Raw genomic sequence first — 15162 nt, forward strand, 5'->3', positions numbered from 1 at the left:
ACTTATGTTGGCAGAATTGAAACGGTTTTCCAATGACCCAAAATACTTCGGTATCGTCGACGGTTCTGGTTCCAGTGGTTCACGGGGGGCGATCTGTCTGTTCGGACGGACGGAGCGATGACTGACCCGGGGATTCAGGAGGAGTCGGTCGAGGAAGTTCTCGGTCGGGTGAGTGACGCCTTCTTCGCGCTCGATACGGACTGGCTGTTCACGTACGTCAACGAACGGGCCGAGACGGTCCTCGAGAAGTCCCGGGAGGACATCCTCGGCGAGGGGATCTGGGACCACTTCGCCGAGGCCCGTGGGACGACGTTCTTCCACGAGTACCACGAGGCGATGCAGACACAGGAGACGCGGTCGTTCGAGGAGTACTATCCGCCGCTGTCGGCGTGGTTCAGGGTGCACGCGTATCCGTCTGACTCGGGCCTGTCGGTGTACTTCGAGGACATCTCCGACCGCAAGGAACGCGAACGGGAGCGAGCCCGCTACGAGTCCGTCGTCGAGACCATGGGCGACGGCGTCTACGTCGTCGACGAGACGGGGGAGTTCACGTTCGTCAACGACGCCTATGCCGAAATGGTTGGGTACGACCGCGAGGACCTCGTCGGTGCGCCGGCGACTACGGTCGTCCCGGAACAGGATCACAGGGAGGCGACCGAACTCGGGGCGACACTCCGTGAGGAAGACCGGGAGACGATGACCATGGAGGCCGAACTCCAGCGCTCGGACGGCGAGACGCTGATCGCGGAGGCGACGTTCTCGCTGATGACGGCGGGGGGCGAGACCGAGCGCGTCGCGGTCGTCCGTGACATCACCGACCGCAAGGAGCGCCAGCGCCAGCTCGAAGACCACAGGGACATGCTGGCCGCACACGTCGACCGGACGGACCTCGTCCAGCGGATCAACACGGCCATCGCCGGGGCGACCTCGCAGACGGAGATCCGGGATGCGGTCTGTGACCTCCTGGCCGACTCGGACCACTACCAGACCGCCTGGATCGGCCACCGGGAGGACGGTGAGGTACGGCTCCAGACGGGAGCAGGCCTTCCGGCAGACGATCTGACGGCTCTCGTCGACGCGGCCAGAGCGGACGGCGGGACGGGGCCAGTCGGGCGCGCGTTCGAGCGAGAAACGATTCAGGTCCAACAGAACGTGGACGGCGACACGGACGACCCCCGGGCGGAAGCGTTCGCCGAGTGGGGGTATCACTCGAGTATCTGCATCCCGCTTTCCTACGACGGCGAGACCGTCGGCGTCCTGACGATCGACTCCGAACGGACACACGCCTTCTCGGGGACGGAACGTGAGTTGCTGGGGAGTCTCGCGGACACGATCGCGTATGCCCTCCAGACGATTACGGAGCGACGGCAGTTCCGAACGCTCGTCGACGCCACGACGGAGTACGCCATCTTCAGACTCGATACGGACGGCTGCGTCCAGACGTGGAATCGGGGGGCCGAGCGAATCAAGGGCTACGAAGCCGAGGAGATCCTCGGGGAACATTTCTCGACGTTCTACACCGAAGAGGCACGCGAGGCGGGCGTGCCCGAGGAGAACCTCGAGACGGCCGTCGAAGCGGGGACCGTCGAGGACGAGGGCTGGCGCGTCCGGCGCGACGGGTCGACCTTCTGGGCGAACGTCACCATCACGGCGATCCGTGACGAGGACGGCAGCCTCGACGGGTTCGCGAAGGTCACCCGCGACATGACCGAGCGCCGCGAGTACCAGCAGCGACTCAGGCGACAACACGACCTGACCGAGCAACTGATCGATACCACACCCGTCGCCATCCTCGCGTTCGACACCGACGGGACGCTCGTTCGCGCCAACGCCCAGGCCGTCGACGAACTGGGGATCGACGACGCCGCGCTGGACGCGGCCGAATCCGCCGACGAATACAGCGTCGGTGATCTGACAGTGTACGACGAGGAGGGTGAGCTGATACCGCGGACCGAACGGCCGGTCACACGCACGCTCGAGCACGGCGAGACGATCTCCGACGAGACGATCGTCGTCGAGACCGACAGCGGGCAGCCACGCTGGCTCTCCTATCACTCCGCGCCGGTGTTCGACGACGACGGCGACGTTGAACTCGCGGTCGTCGCCTGCGACGACATCTCCGAGACGAAGCGGCGGGAGGCGGAGCTCTCGCGGCTCGATCACATCAACTCGATCATCAGACGGCTCAACTCGACGCTCGTCGAGTCCTCCGACCGCGAGACCGTCCACGAGACCGTCTGTTCCGAGCTCGCGGCGGCGGAGCCGTACGACGCGGCCTGGTACCACGAGGTGGATCTCGCGGCGGACGAACTCCACCCGTCGGCAAGCGCCGGGCTCGACATCGACGTGGACGACGTGGTCGTCCCCGTCGACGACACGCTGGCGGGTCGGGCCATCAGGACGGGCGAGGTGACGACCGGCCGACTCTCCTGGGACCACCCGCTGGCCAACGACGTACCGACGTCCGATATCGGCGACGCGCCGGTGGTCGCCGCGGTCCCGATCACGTACTCCGAGACCCAGCACGGCGTCCTCTGTCTGGCCGCGACCGACGAGACGGTGTTCACCGAGGACATCCGGGATCTGTTCGGCGAACTGGGCGAGACCATCGGCCACGGGCTCACCTCTATCGTCCGCAAGGAAGGGTTGTTGAGCGACGGTGCGACGCGACTGGAGTTCCGACTCCGCGATTACCAGACCGAGAGCGACGGCGTCGCGACCGAGTTCGCCGACGACGGCCTCGAGATCACGTTCGAGGACACGGTGTCCGTCGGCGACGGGACCGTCCTCCAGTACGTCAGCGTGCCCCGTGAATCGACAAACGAAGCGACGGCGCTGTTCGAGAGCCAGGACGCTATCGAACGGTTCCGGAGGCTCGACGGGGACGAGGAGGCCGAGGCAGATTCCGGGCGCGGCCACTACGAGATCAGACAGACCGAAGCCCCGTTGATAGCTGCGCTGACGGAGTTCGGTGGTCGCGTCGTCGCCGTCGAGGCCGCGGACGGCGACTTCCACATCGTGACCGAGTTCCCCCGGTCGGTGAGCGTCCGCGAGGTGGTCCAGCGGGTGACCGACGTCTACCCGTCGGCCGACCTTGAAGCCCAGCGGTCCGTCCGCTCGCCCGACGAATCATCGACCCACCGACACAAACGCATCCTCGACGAACTCACCGACCGACAGCGGACCGTCCTCGAGACCGCCCAGTACGCCGGCTACTTCGAGTGGCCCCGCGAGAGCACCGGCGAGGAAGTGGCCGACGCGCTCGATCTCTCCCCGTCGACGTTCTCACAGCACCTCCGGGCCGGCCAGCGCAAGACCTTCGACGGGCTGTTCGGCGACAGCTAGCCATACCGAGCTATTTTGGTATGCAACTTACCCATGTCAGGTACGTTGTCAGAACACCCGGAACGAGGGGACGAGACCATGAACGAGATGCCCGAGCCAACAGCTGGTGTCGATATCCGTGACTGACGACCAGAACAGCACAGGACCGGTCGATGGGGAGTCAGCCACCGTGTACAGTTGCGACAACTGCGAGTCCCTGCTCGATATCAGCAGCTGGACGCCGATCGAGACGGACGAGGATGCAACTGTGTACCGGTTCTGCGACGAGAGCTGTCGCGACGAGTGGACTGACGATTGAGCCGCGGACGCGGTCGGTTTCTTCTCAGATGTTCAGGTCAGTTCATCGAACCTGTTTGGGTATCGGATTAAAGGGAATCGGATATGAGTACTTGAACGAAGATGACAGAGACAGCTCCAGACGCCGACACGGCGGCCAGTAACGGCGGTGGGACGGGTGACCCTGCCGACTCGGACCTGGATCTCGACACGACGTTTCACCTGTTGCAGACGGAACGGCGACGGCTCGCTCTCCGATATCTGTTCGAACGCGAGCGTGCGGGTGACGCGGTGGTTCCGATGGGTGACGTGGCCGATCAGGTCGCGGCCTGGGAACACGACACGACCGTCGAGCGACTCGAGTCCACCCAGCGCCAGCGGGTGTACGTCGGTCTCTACCAGACTCACCTGCCGAAACTCGACCAGCACGACGTCGTCGACTACGACCAGTCGCGCGGCCAGGTCGAACTGCGGCCGCGATGTCGCATGCTCGAACCGTATCTCGACCTCGCGCCCGAGTCGGGCGGGGCTGACTCCCGGAGCCAGACTCCGGCGAACGAGGACGCCCCGTCCGAACACACGCTGTCCATCCGGGCGAAGCACCTGCTGCTCACTGCAGTCGGACTCGTGCCGCTGGCCGTGCTGGCGGCCCAGGTCGGTCCGGCACTCGTCGTCTCGACGGTGCTGCTGGCGGCCGTCCTCACCATCGCCGCGATCGTCGGAGGCGAACCGCAACGCTACGTGCCTCACACGGCAATCTCCTGAGTCTCACGCTTCCTCTCTCGATGAGCCAACGACCCACTACCATGCGATCAAGCGATACCGAACAGAGGACGATGATCGGCCGTAATCGCCTGCGCGAGACAGTCGACCGGATTCGACGGTCGCTGTTTGGCGCCACCGGCGGCGGAGAGCAGCGTTTGCTAACCGAATCCGGCCGGGTCGACACCGACGGTCTCGACATCGACGACGAGACGGTCGTCCTCCGACTGCTGACCGCAAAGGGTGGACGCATCAGGCAGAGTTCGGTCGTCGAACGGACGGACTGGTCACCCGCGAAGGTGAGCCGGCTACTCACGCGAATGGAGAAACGCAACCGGATCGACCGGGTTCGAATGGGACGCGAGAAAATCGTCGTCAGCGGCGACGGCGCGAGCTAAGTTACTCGTCGACGGGCCCGACGGGTTCCCCCGCAGGCGGCGAGTCGGGCGTGGCGACCTGCTCCGTGACCGGCATCTCAAGCAGCGTCAGCAGCGAGTACAGCAGCGGCTGATTGTTCTCGCCGTTCACGTGCCGGCGATAACACTCGAGCGCACCGTCGAAGTCAAGCAACGGGAGGCGCTCCAGCAGGGCCTCGTTCTCCCGGATCGTCTCGAGCGTGAACGACGACCGGCGGACGATCTCGGCGCGGTTCGGCCAGGGCCCCTGGTCGAGGTGGGGTGCCGGTCCGTCGTCGGCGAAGTGCTTCCAGCGGAACTGGTTCAGGTTCCCGCCGACGTACTGGACCGGGAACGGATACTGGAGCGGGATCCCGGTATGGGCGTGCGGGATCGACGCGAGGTCGGGATCGAGATCCGACACGATCCGGTGGATCAGGTCCCGCCGCACCAGCAGGTCGCGTGGAATCCGCTGTTGGAGGTCGAGCAGCCGGTTGTCGAGGAACGGGGTCCGGTACGGCCGGAGTTGCATGAGGCTCCGCGAGAAGATGGCGTCGGTGTCCGCGCCCATCGGGTAGTAGTCGCCGTACATCACCATGTCGGTGAGGGTGTCGTAGGTGACGCCGTGGTTCTCGACCCGGGCGACGCCCTGGTCGATTCGGTTCTGGAGGATCCGATCGATGTCGCGCGAGTCGCTGACGTAGTGGACCGGTTCGATGGCTTCGGCGGTCTTGGCGGCGACGTACTGATCGACGGTGTCGACGGGTTTCTCGGCCGGGAGCGTCACCTTGCCGACCGGCCCCAGCGACAGGTCGTGTGTCTGGAGCGGGCCGCCGTCGAACAGCATGTCGGCGTACAACCCAGAGAGGAGCACGTCCACGTTCTCCCGGATCTCGCCCTCGAACGGGGCGGTGTAGGCCTGATCGAACCACCCGCTGAAGTTCGACGTGGCGGGGCTCCGGTCGAGAATCGTCGCGTCGGTGTCGAGTTCCCGTTCGAGCATGTGGAACTCGTCGCCCGACGCGTCGGTCACGTCCCGGGCGATCCGGGTCTCGCGGCTCATCCAGTCGGTGATGTGGAACGCGTCGACGTCCCGATCGAGACCCGCGAGGAGGGCCCGGGAGTCGCTGCCGCCGCTGAGGAGGACGCCGTAGTCGAGGTCGTCGTCGTCGGTCCACTCGGCGAGCACCTGCTGGAACGTGTCGCGGAGGTCGTCGACGACCGTCGAGAGGGACTGATCGACCGGGCGGTACCGGGGTCGCCAGTAGGTCTCGGTCCGTTTCGAGGCGTCGGTCAGGTCGACCGTCACGACGGACGCGGGCGGGAGTTCGCGGACGCCAACGAGTGGCGTCTGGGTCCCGAACACGCGCCTGAGGACGAGGTACTCGTACAGGAGGTCCTCGTCGAAGGCGGGGTCGACCGCGGGGTGGTCGGGCAGCGCCTGGATGCTGGACGCGAAGACGAACCGGCCGTCGTCGGTCCGGGTGTAGTAGATCGGACGCGTCGCCAGTCGGTCGGTGACGAACGCGAGCGTGTCGGCCTCGCGGTCGAGCACCAGGATGGCGAAGTCACCGTTCAGGCCCTCGGCGAAGTCGAGCCCGTGGCGCTCGTAGAGGTCGGCACAGTACCGGGCGCTGTCGCCCGGCGCGTCCGCACGTGGCGTGTAGGACGTCCCGTCGTCGTAGCCGTACACGTCGCCCCAGACCCACAGCGAGACGTCCTCGCCGTCGACGGCCGCCGGCTGGTCGGTCGCGTAGAGGTCGTGGAACGAAGTCCACAGTGAGACCCGGTCACCGTCGTAGGTCGTTTCGACTTCGTCGTCGTGGGTCGTGATGCCGTCGACGAGCGCGTCCGTGCCGGCCGCGCCGGGACCGACGACCCCGCAGATTCCGACCATCGGTCAGAGGTATCCCAGTTCTTCGAGTCGTGACTCGACCGCCGTGTCGAACTCCATCGACTGTTCCGCGGCGGCCGCACGGTCCTTGTACGTCTGGATGGGGACGTCGAACTGCTCGGTCGCGAACGGCGGCACGTCCACCTCGGCCCCACGCTGTGACTGCCAGGACGGAGTGTCCGGGTCGAGCTCGTACGCGTAACTCTCGTCGAGGGAGTTCCACTGGTACTTGGTGTCGCCGTCGTAGACACAGCGGATCATGCGGTTCCAGTAGGCGTACTCGTCGTCCGTGAACTCCCGATTCCAGGTTCCGTCGCCCGTGCCGAGGAGGCCGACCGTCTCGGCGGCGACGCGGTCGCGACCGAACCGGTCGTCGTACTCCTCGTCGTGGGCCAGGCGGACGACGAGTTCGCCCAGATCCAGATGGGAGAAATACCGGTGTTCGGTCTCGGGGTACCCGTCGGGCGGGTTGACGACTTCACAGGGCGTGTGGAGGACGCCCTCGGTCGCGGTGGCGGTGTGGTGGAACTCCTCGTCGTCGGCCGGGTAGCCGAGGTTGTGGCCGTGATCGGAGACGATCACGAACGTGGTCTCGCGATCGGTCTGGGCGCGCACGTCGTCGATCAACTGCGACACGGTGCGGTCGAGGTAGTCGACGGCGGTGCGGTAGAGCGCCCGGTAGTTCTCGGTGTACTCCGTGGTCGCTTTCCCGTCGCGGTTGAGTTCCCACTTGTCGAGTTCCGTCGAGCGCCAGGTGTCGGGCACGTCGTGTAAGTCCTGATCGTACTGCCGGAGGTTCCGCAGCGGCGTGTGTGCGTCCATGTAGTTGACGAACGCGAAGAACGGTTCGTCGCCGTCGGCCTCGTCCTCGAGCCGGTCGGAGATGACGGTCGCGCCGTCGTCGACGGGTTCGGGGACCGGGAGCCGGCGGTAGTGGTCACCGAGCAGTGACCAGGCACCGTTGGCCACGCTCTTGCCGGGGTGGTCGTGGGACAGACAGGCACGCAGGAACGCCAGATACCGCTCGGCGGCGCTGTCGTGGTCGACTTCCGCTTTGGCCTCCTCGACGGTGAGGGCCTCCGGGAACAGCGACTCGTTGGTGTGAGAGCCGATCGAGAAGTCGTGGAACGCGTCGAACAGCGAATCGAACTCGAAAAACGAGTTCATGTACGCGTTGGCGCTCAGTCCGACCGTCCGATGGTCGGGCAGTCGGCCGAGGAAGGTGTCGTCGCGGTCGAGCGACGAGAAACTGAAGTCGGCGTCGAACCGCTCTGCGTGGACGCCGTGGGTGTGTGGTAGCCTGCCGGTGAAGATGCTCGTGTGACTGGGCACGCTCCAGGAACTCGCCGCGCGAGCCTGCTCGAAGGAGAGGTCGGACTTCGAGCGCAGGCGCGGCGCGTACTCGTCGAAACAGTCCTTCCGGACGGTGTCCAGGACGACGAACACGACGTTTCGTGTCATCGAATCACTTCGGAATGGTCCGATTGAGCCGCGATCGACGACGATACTGCCGGTGGGTTCGTCGCTGTGCTTTCGGGTAACCGTGATTCATACATCCCGTTACCGGAGCCGACCGTGTTATTATAGGCGCCGTAAGTTCGCCCCGGAACGGACCCCGTTCAGTTCCGGATCGATGGGAACGGGAGTACAACACCGGCAGTGACGGGAGCACCGATACGCCGCCGCTCGGGTGGTGGGCTAGAAGGGGATCGTCGTCAACGCCGGCGGGGTCGTACTTACGGGGGCCGTAATCACGGCACAGCCGGCCCGACACACCGATCCGGGGCGTCGGCGGCCGAAACACACAGGGTGGTGCCGCAAACAGTGCCCCCAATGGCACACACGGCAGATCAGTCGATAGCTCCCTTGCTCGTCGACGACGATCCCGCCAGCGGCAAGCGGCTGCGCCACCACTTGCGAGACGACGCGTTCCGGTTCGACACGCCGTCGGCGGACCTCACACGCGTCGAGACGGTCGCCGCTGGCCGGGAGGCCGTCGAGTCCGGGACGTACGACGTGGTGTTGCTGTCGCTCGGGGTCGGGGACACCGAGGGACTCGACGCCCTAGATCGATTCCTCGAGGAGGACCACGGCGTTCCGATCGTCGCGCTGACCGAGATCGACGGACGCGACGTGGGTGAGCGGGCGGTCCGTCGCGGTGCGCAGGACTTCCTCGTGAAAGGGTCGCTGGACGGGGACCGGCTCTGGCGTGCCATCAGGTACGCCGTCGAGCGACAGGCACAGGTCGAGGAACTCGAACAACGGGCACGGGAACTCCGCCGGCAAAACGATCGGATGGCGTTTTTCAACGCCGTGCTCCGTCACGACCTCCTGAACGGGATGAACGTCATCAGAGGCCGGGCACAGCTGTTGCGGGACTCGGTCGACGACGAGGAGCGTGACCACGTCGAGGCGCTGCTGGAGTGGAGCGACAGTCTCGTCGACCTCACCGAGAAGGTCCGTGCAGTCCTCGACTCCGTGACCGAGGGCGAGGAGCGGGACCGCCAGCCAGTCGATCTGGCCCCGGTCGTAGCGGGCGAGGCCGAGCGCGTGCGCGGGATGGCCGAGGGTGTGACGGTAACCGTGGACGTGCCGGCGGAGGCGACGGTCCTGGCCGACGACCTGCTCGGGGACGTGATCGGCAACCTCATGACGAACGCCGTCGAGCACAACGATCCCGACGGGCTGACGGTGACGGTGACGGCGTCGGTCGCGGACGACACCGTCACCCTGTCCGTCGCCGACGACGGGGCGGGACTCCCCGCGACCGAGCACGCGACGCTGTTCGAGCGCGGCGAGTCCGGGACGGCGTCGAACGGGTCCGGGTTCGGCCTCCACTTCGTCGACGTCATGGTCGACACGTACGGCGGCGACGTGCGAGCGGGCGAGTCCGACGCCGGCGGTGCCGAGTTCGTCCTCACTCTCCCGCGGGCTGATACTGCCGGACAGAATATTTAACAGCCGGTGTTCGAGGGAGGCGGTATGACGATGTCCCCGGACAGATTCGACGAGCAACGGTTACGAACCTCTGGCCGGCAGTATGGTACCGGGACAGTGCTGACGACCACGTGTGACCGTCCGATCGGGAGGCGGCCGGCGGCCACGGCTTACCGCCTCTATAATAAACCGCCCGGGTCGTCTACGGATGGACGATGCCAGGGGTCAGTATCGTCCGCGAGGCCGGTGGCGACGCCGCCGGCTTCGACGCGGCGCTGTCTGCCGTTCGCTTCTTCGACGAGTATCGAACCACGGTCCACTACGACGGTGACGATCTGACCGTCGCGTCCACGGGGTACGACGGGTACCCGGTCCGGACGGTCGAGACCGAGCACGGCTGTGTCGTCCTCGAGGGGTACCTCTACGACGTGGACGACGCGGACGCCCACCTCGCGGACGTGGCCGAGTGGGTCGCGACCGACGACCGCACGGCGCTGCGGTCCTGGGTCCGTGACCGCGACGGCGACTTCCTCGTGGTCGTCGTCGACGAGACCGAGGAGACGGCGACGGTCGTCCCCGACGCGCTCGGTCGGCTCCCGCTGTACCACGCCGAGATCGACGGGGCGACGGTCGTCTCCCGGGAGCTGAAGCTGATCCGGGAGCTAGCGGAGATCCGGGACGAGCCGGTCGGCGTCGACGACCTCGCGGTCGCCCAGTCGCTGCTGTTTGGCTATCGGCTGGGGACGGGAACGCTCTTCGACAGCGTCGACCGGTTGCCGCCGGCCGCGACGCTGTCCGTCGGCGAGGATCGGGAGGTGTCGCGGCTGTTCCGACACGACTTCGGCGCGACGGTCTACGATCACCGCTCGCCCGACGAGAACGCGGCACAGCTCGCGGACCTGTTCGAGACGGCCTGCGAGAACCGCACCGCGCTCCCCGGCGGGACGGTCCTCGCGCTCTCGGGGGGCCTCGACTCGCGGGCGGTCGCCGGCGCGTTCGAGGCCACGGGCGTCGACTTCACGGCGGCGACGTTCGACCGGCCTGACGGGTCCGCCTCCGACGAGGTCCGGGCCGCGGCGTCGGTCGCCGATGCACTCGACGTGGACTGGCAGCAGTACGTCGCTCACGACACCGACGAACACCGGGAGACGCTGCTGGAACTCAAACAGGGGATGAACTACCTCCGGCTCTCCTTCCTCGTGGACTTCCTGGAGCGACTCGATCCGCCACGGGGGGCGGCGACCTACGTCACCGGCGACGGCGGCGACAAGGTCTTCCGGGACATGCGCCCGTCGCGGTCGTTCGCGGATCGCGGTGAGATGGTCGACTACGCCATCGCCGCGAACAGCATCTTCGACGCGAGCGAGGCGGCGGCCATCGCGGGCGTCCCCGAGGAACGGCTGCGGGCGTCGGTCCGTGACCGCTTCGAGCAGTACCCCGAGTCCGACCACAGGGACGCGTACGTCCACTTCCTCGTCCGCGAGCGCGGGATGAACTGGCTCTATCAGGGCGAGGACCGGAACCGCTACTACTACTGGAGCGTCAGCCCCTTCTACTCCCAGTCGTTCTTCCGGGCGGCGATGCAGTGTCCGCCCGACCAGAAGGGGCCGGAGTTCTACCAGCGGTTCCTCCGGCAGTTCGCGCCCGAGCTGGTCGACATCGAGTACGTCAACTTCGGCGCGTCGATCACATCCGCGGAGTACCGGGTCAAGCGGTTCGTCTACGACACCCTGTCGCGGTACCCCTCGCTCCAGGATGCCGTCGTCGACGTGGTCAAACGGCTCGGGAACGACAGCACCGTGTCGGCCCCGGAAGTCGTCGAGGACATCGAGCGGGAACTGGCGGCCGACGGCGTCGAGCGGACGCTCTCGACGGCGGCCGTCGAGGACGTCGTCCACAACCCCGACGCGTACAGCGAACCGGAGATGTACCACCTCCTGACGGTCGCGACGCTCGTCGGCGAAGCCTCGGGGTAGTTCCCGGCCTACCCGGTGACGCGTCGATAGACGCGCTCTATCTCGGCTCCCATCCGATCCAGTCCGTCGACAGCCGCGCGGCCGTCGCTGCGCTGGCCGGCGTCGAGTACCGACTCCAGCCCCGCGACCAGTTCCGACTCCGTCTCACAGACCCGGGAGTTGGACACGTCTGTGAGCGTCTCGCGGACGAATCCCACGTCCGTCGAGACGACGGGGACGTTGCAGGCCGCGGCCTCCTTGACGACCATCGGCCCGCTCTCGCGGTCGGAGGTCACCAGCACGGCGTCACTCGCGTTCATGTAGAAAGGGACGTCCTCGTAGGGGACGCCGTGCATCGTCCGGAGGTCGACGTCGCCGTCGACGGCGTCGGCGACGCGCTCGGCCAGCGGGTAGTTCTTCACCTCGCGGCCGGGCGGATAGGGGAAGAGGACGACGGGTCCGTCGGTGTCCCAGCCGAGTCGGTCGCGGGCGCGCTCGCGGTCGATGGGCCGGAACTGCTCGGTGTCGACGCCCCAGGGGATCACCTCGTGGTCCGTGTCGAGGTGGTCGCTCATCGTCTCGGAGGGGAGGACGACGGCGTCGCTCAGCCGCGCCGAGAGCCGGCTCAGCCGGGGGACGAACGAGTCCGTGGCCATGAGGTCCGACCCCCAGAGGTGGAGGACGACGGGGCAACTCGGCTGTGCGATCGCGAACGGACCGAGCAGCCCGTAGTGGGCGTGGATCACGTCGTAGTCGTCCAGAGCGTGGTCCAGGACGTCCGGATAGTACCGGAGGTAGTCGACGGCCGAACGGGACTCGGTCGTCGAGTGTTCGCCGGGAACGGTCAGCGTCGTACACGACACGCCGTGGGCCTCGACGGCTGCGACCTGCTTCTCGAAGAACGACCGCGGCGTGTTGACCAGCTGTAACACTTTCATGGATAGGCGTGGACGGCCACCGCGCCGGGGTGGCCGAGTGTCCGTACCGACGGCTGGCGTCGGTCGACCGTTATTATAGAGGTGATAGTCGTGGACTGCCGCCGGCGCTCACTCCGAGCGAACGGCCCACTGGTAGAGTTCGCGCAGGCCCGGTGCGCCGTCGACCAGCCAGAGCGCGATCGCCGCCAGCGGCGGGCCGAAGAAGACGACGAACACCGTCGGATCCTCGGCCGTGACGAGCAGTTCGAGGAAGGCGACGAGGAACCCCATGACGGTCGTGATCGCCCCGGCCGGGTCCTCGCTCCCGGGGAAGATCACCAGCGGCCAGAGCACCTTGCCGACGGTGTACGGTTTGTCCAGCAAGATCGCGAGGAGCACGTCGCCGGCGAGGTGTGACCAGTAACCGACGACGAAGGCGAGACCGAGGGACTCGCTGTCGCGTCGCTGTGCGAGCCAGTAGACCGCGAGGCCGACCGGGAGCGCCACGAAGAGCGAGTGGCCGGCCGCGTAGCCGCTCGCGAACACGTCGAACACCCAGGCCGCGCTCTTGTCGACGAGATCTGGAAGCTGCGTCGCGACGGCGAGGACGAGCACGTCCCGGCCGGTGACGCCGGGGTCGGCGGTCAGTCGCGACGACAGCGAGTAGAGCACGTAGCCGAAGGCGGCGTGTCCCCACGGCCACATCAGTTGCCTCTCGCGGTTCCGATCCCGCGTTCACAGACCGACACCTGGCCGTTGTCGTAGTTGATCCCGTAGCCGCCACAGAGCTGGGACCGATCGACGGCTGGCTTGTGCGCCCGTCCCTGGCCGCTCCGGAAGTACGCGCCACCCGTCTGGGCGTACTCCCGGTAGACGAGGGTACCGTTCGGACTGGTCCCGTTCACGATCGCGATGGGTTCGGTATGGGTGCCCCACGCCCGTTCGAAGACCGTGCCGTAGGGGTGATCGGCCGAGAGCTGGTCTTGCCGGCTCGTGTTCACCGTCCCGTTGATCGTCTCGACGGCGGCCAGTTCGCTCTCGGTGTAGCTGTAGCGGGTCTGGACCCCGTCGAACGGCGGCGAGTCGAGGGAGCCCTGACTCGACAGCAGCGTGACGGGCGGGTACGTGACCGCGAACAGTACGAGTACCGTCGCGACCACGGCCCGCGGCGTCTCGCTGGCGAGGTAGCCGACACCGATCGCCGCGAGGACGGCGGCCGGCGCGGTGAGGAAGGAGGGCCACCGGCCCGGGACGAACGTCCGGATGCCGAAAAGCGGGAGGCCGAAGATGAACACGAGCATCACGAGGACAGCGATGATGCACGCGATGGTCGTCTGCGACGTGCGCTTGCGGTGGAGGACGTAGAGGCTCCCGATGACCGTCAGGAGCAGGATGAGGACGAGTCCCATCGCGTTGACGTACGTGATCGCCACCTCGAAGGTGCTGGGCTGGGCGGCCGCGGATTCGCCGCCACCGCCGGCGCTGCCCTGGCTCGCGAGGTTCAGGAAGCCGGCCGAGGTCCGCAGCGTCTCCCCGAAGTAGCTGAACATCGTCTCGAGGAACGACGACCCCTGGTAGGGCGTCAGCGACCACATGAACGTGAGCAGGCCCAGGTCGAACACCAGGAGACTGGAGAGGTTCACCGACTCGCGGACCCGTCCGCCGAGACCGCCCTCGAGTTTCGGTGCCAGCAGGCCCGTCGAGAGCAGGAGCTTCGCGATCAGCCCCGACCCGATGAACACGAGCATGACGAACGACGAGATCTGGTGTGTGAGGATGATCGCGACGCTGAACAGGACGACGAGCAGGTAATCGCGTGGCCCGTAGTTCGACGCCATGATTCGGGTCAGTGCGTACACGATGGCGACGAAGAAGACGAGCCCGAGACTCGTCGGGATCAGGTGGATCCCCCACTCGATTACGTTCCCGCTCAAGGCGAAGAGGGCCGCGGCGAACACGGCCAGCCGCTTCTCGACGAGCACGTCCGCGGTCGCGTAGACCAGAAGCGTCGACAGCGGCATGGCGATCCCGACGGTGAGAAACAGCGCCTGCCGGATCGACACGTCGAGCAACTGGCTGCCGACCGCGACGAGCAGGTGAAAGAGCGGCGAGGCGTAGTACTTCGAGGACGCGATGGGCGACAGCGAGTTCTCGTTGGCGATGCCGTGGACGTAGTTGGCCACGTGGCTCCAGATGTCGATGCCGACGTAGCCCGGTGCGGTGTACGCGCCCGCCAGCCGGACGACCGCGCCGAAGACGACCACCTCGGTCAACAGGAGCCCGACGTGGTAGTCCTGCTCGTCGGAGAACAGCACCTGCACGAGCAGGGTGATCCCCGTCCAGACCGCGAGGTAGTAGAACAGCGGCGAGCGGGACTGGTGGACCGCGACGACGACCATCGCGGCCATCCCGGCGAACACGAGGGTCGGGAGGAGTCGGGTCAGCCACGGCGACAGCGTCGGCATGCCCGTCCCGTTCGAGTACCGGACCCCGAGCAGGTACAGCAGGCTCGCGACCACGAGCACCAGCGGCAGCGTATCGATGTACACCTGTGAGACGACGAACCGGAGCGGGAGCATCGCGAGCCCCAGAAGCAGGGCCAGGATCGCACCGGCGACGTCGAGGCGAAAGTCGAACCAGCGAGCGTCGTTCGTTTGTTGAGCCATTGTGTGGAAATCAGC

11 protein-coding genes are annotated in these 15162 nt (G+C 66.8%); 6 read left to right on the plus strand and 5 right to left on the minus strand.

Features of this window, described 5'->3' with window-relative positions:
• Positions 1-117 precede the first annotated feature (117 nt).
• From BV210_RS17935 to BV210_RS17950, 4 genes are all read left to right on the plus strand, one after another.
• Positions 118-3345 carry a PAS domain S-box protein gene (locus tag BV210_RS17935; RefSeq protein WP_077208151.1) on the plus strand — a complete coding sequence of 1076 codons (3228 nt, stop codon included), beginning with the start codon at positions 118-120 and terminating at the stop codon, positions 3343-3345.
• Between the two features lie 118 nt (positions 3346-3463).
• A complete protein-coding gene (locus BV210_RS17940; RefSeq protein ID WP_077208152.1) occupies positions 3464-3643 on the plus strand; it encodes a hypothetical protein in 180 nt (59 codons plus the stop codon).
• A 101-nt stretch (positions 3644-3744) separates the two neighbouring features.
• Entirely contained in the window at positions 3745-4386 is a 642-nt protein-coding gene (locus tag BV210_RS17945) for a hypothetical protein (protein ID WP_077208153.1), read from the plus strand.
• Between the two features lie 155 nt (positions 4387-4541).
• Positions 4542-4781, plus strand: coding sequence for a helix-turn-helix domain-containing protein (locus BV210_RS17950; RefSeq protein WP_157526149.1), 240 nt, complete (start codon positions 4542-4544; stop codon positions 4779-4781).
• Between the two features lies 1 nt (position 4782).
• Here the strand turns inward: BV210_RS17950 and BV210_RS17955 are convergent, their stop codons facing one another.
• The gene (locus BV210_RS17955) at positions 4783-6675 is read right to left on the minus strand and encodes an asparagine synthase-related protein (protein WP_077208155.1); all 1893 of its coding nucleotides are present in this window, start codon (positions 6673-6675) and stop codon (positions 4783-4785) included.
• A 3-nt stretch (positions 6676-6678) separates the two neighbouring features.
• Entirely contained in the window at positions 6679-8133 is a 1455-nt protein-coding gene (locus BV210_RS17960) for a sulfatase-like hydrolase/transferase (RefSeq protein WP_077208156.1), read from the minus strand.
• Between the two features lie 372 nt (positions 8134-8505).
• Here BV210_RS17960 and BV210_RS17965 point away from each other — a divergent pair, with 372 nt between their 5' ends.
• Positions 8506-9630 (plus strand): hybrid sensor histidine kinase/response regulator, encoded by a 1125-nt coding sequence (locus BV210_RS17965; RefSeq protein WP_077208157.1) that lies wholly within the window; start codon positions 8506-8508, stop codon positions 9628-9630.
• 194 nt (positions 9631-9824) lie between these two features.
• The gene (locus BV210_RS17970) at positions 9825-11585 is read left to right on the plus strand and encodes an asparagine synthase-related protein (RefSeq protein WP_077208158.1); all 1761 of its coding nucleotides are present in this window, start codon (positions 9825-9827) and stop codon (positions 11583-11585) included.
• Positions 11586-11593: 8 nt separating this feature from the next.
• Here BV210_RS17970 and BV210_RS17975 read toward each other — a convergent pair whose 3' ends face one another.
• The 3 genes from BV210_RS17975 to BV210_RS17985 form a co-directional block, all read right to left on the minus strand.
• Positions 11594-12502: a glycosyltransferase family 4 protein gene (locus BV210_RS17975; protein ID WP_077208159.1), complete on the minus strand. Its 909-nt coding sequence runs from the start codon at positions 12500-12502 to the stop codon at positions 11594-11596.
• Positions 12503-12610: 108 nt separating this feature from the next.
• Entirely contained in the window at positions 12611-13186 is a 576-nt protein-coding gene (locus BV210_RS17980; protein WP_077208160.1) for a metal-dependent hydrolase, read from the minus strand.
• A complete protein-coding gene (locus tag BV210_RS17985) occupies positions 13186-15147 on the minus strand; it encodes a glycosyltransferase family 39 protein (RefSeq protein ID WP_077208161.1) in 1962 nt (653 codons plus the stop codon). The genes BV210_RS17980 and BV210_RS17985 overlap by 1 nt, the downstream gene beginning before the upstream one ends.
• Between the last annotated feature and the right edge of the window lie 15 nt (positions 15148-15162).

The organism is Halorientalis sp. IM1011, from assembly GCF_001989615.1.
In the GTDB taxonomy this organism is placed as follows: Archaea; Halobacteriota; Halobacteria; order Halobacteriales; family Haloarculaceae; genus Halorientalis.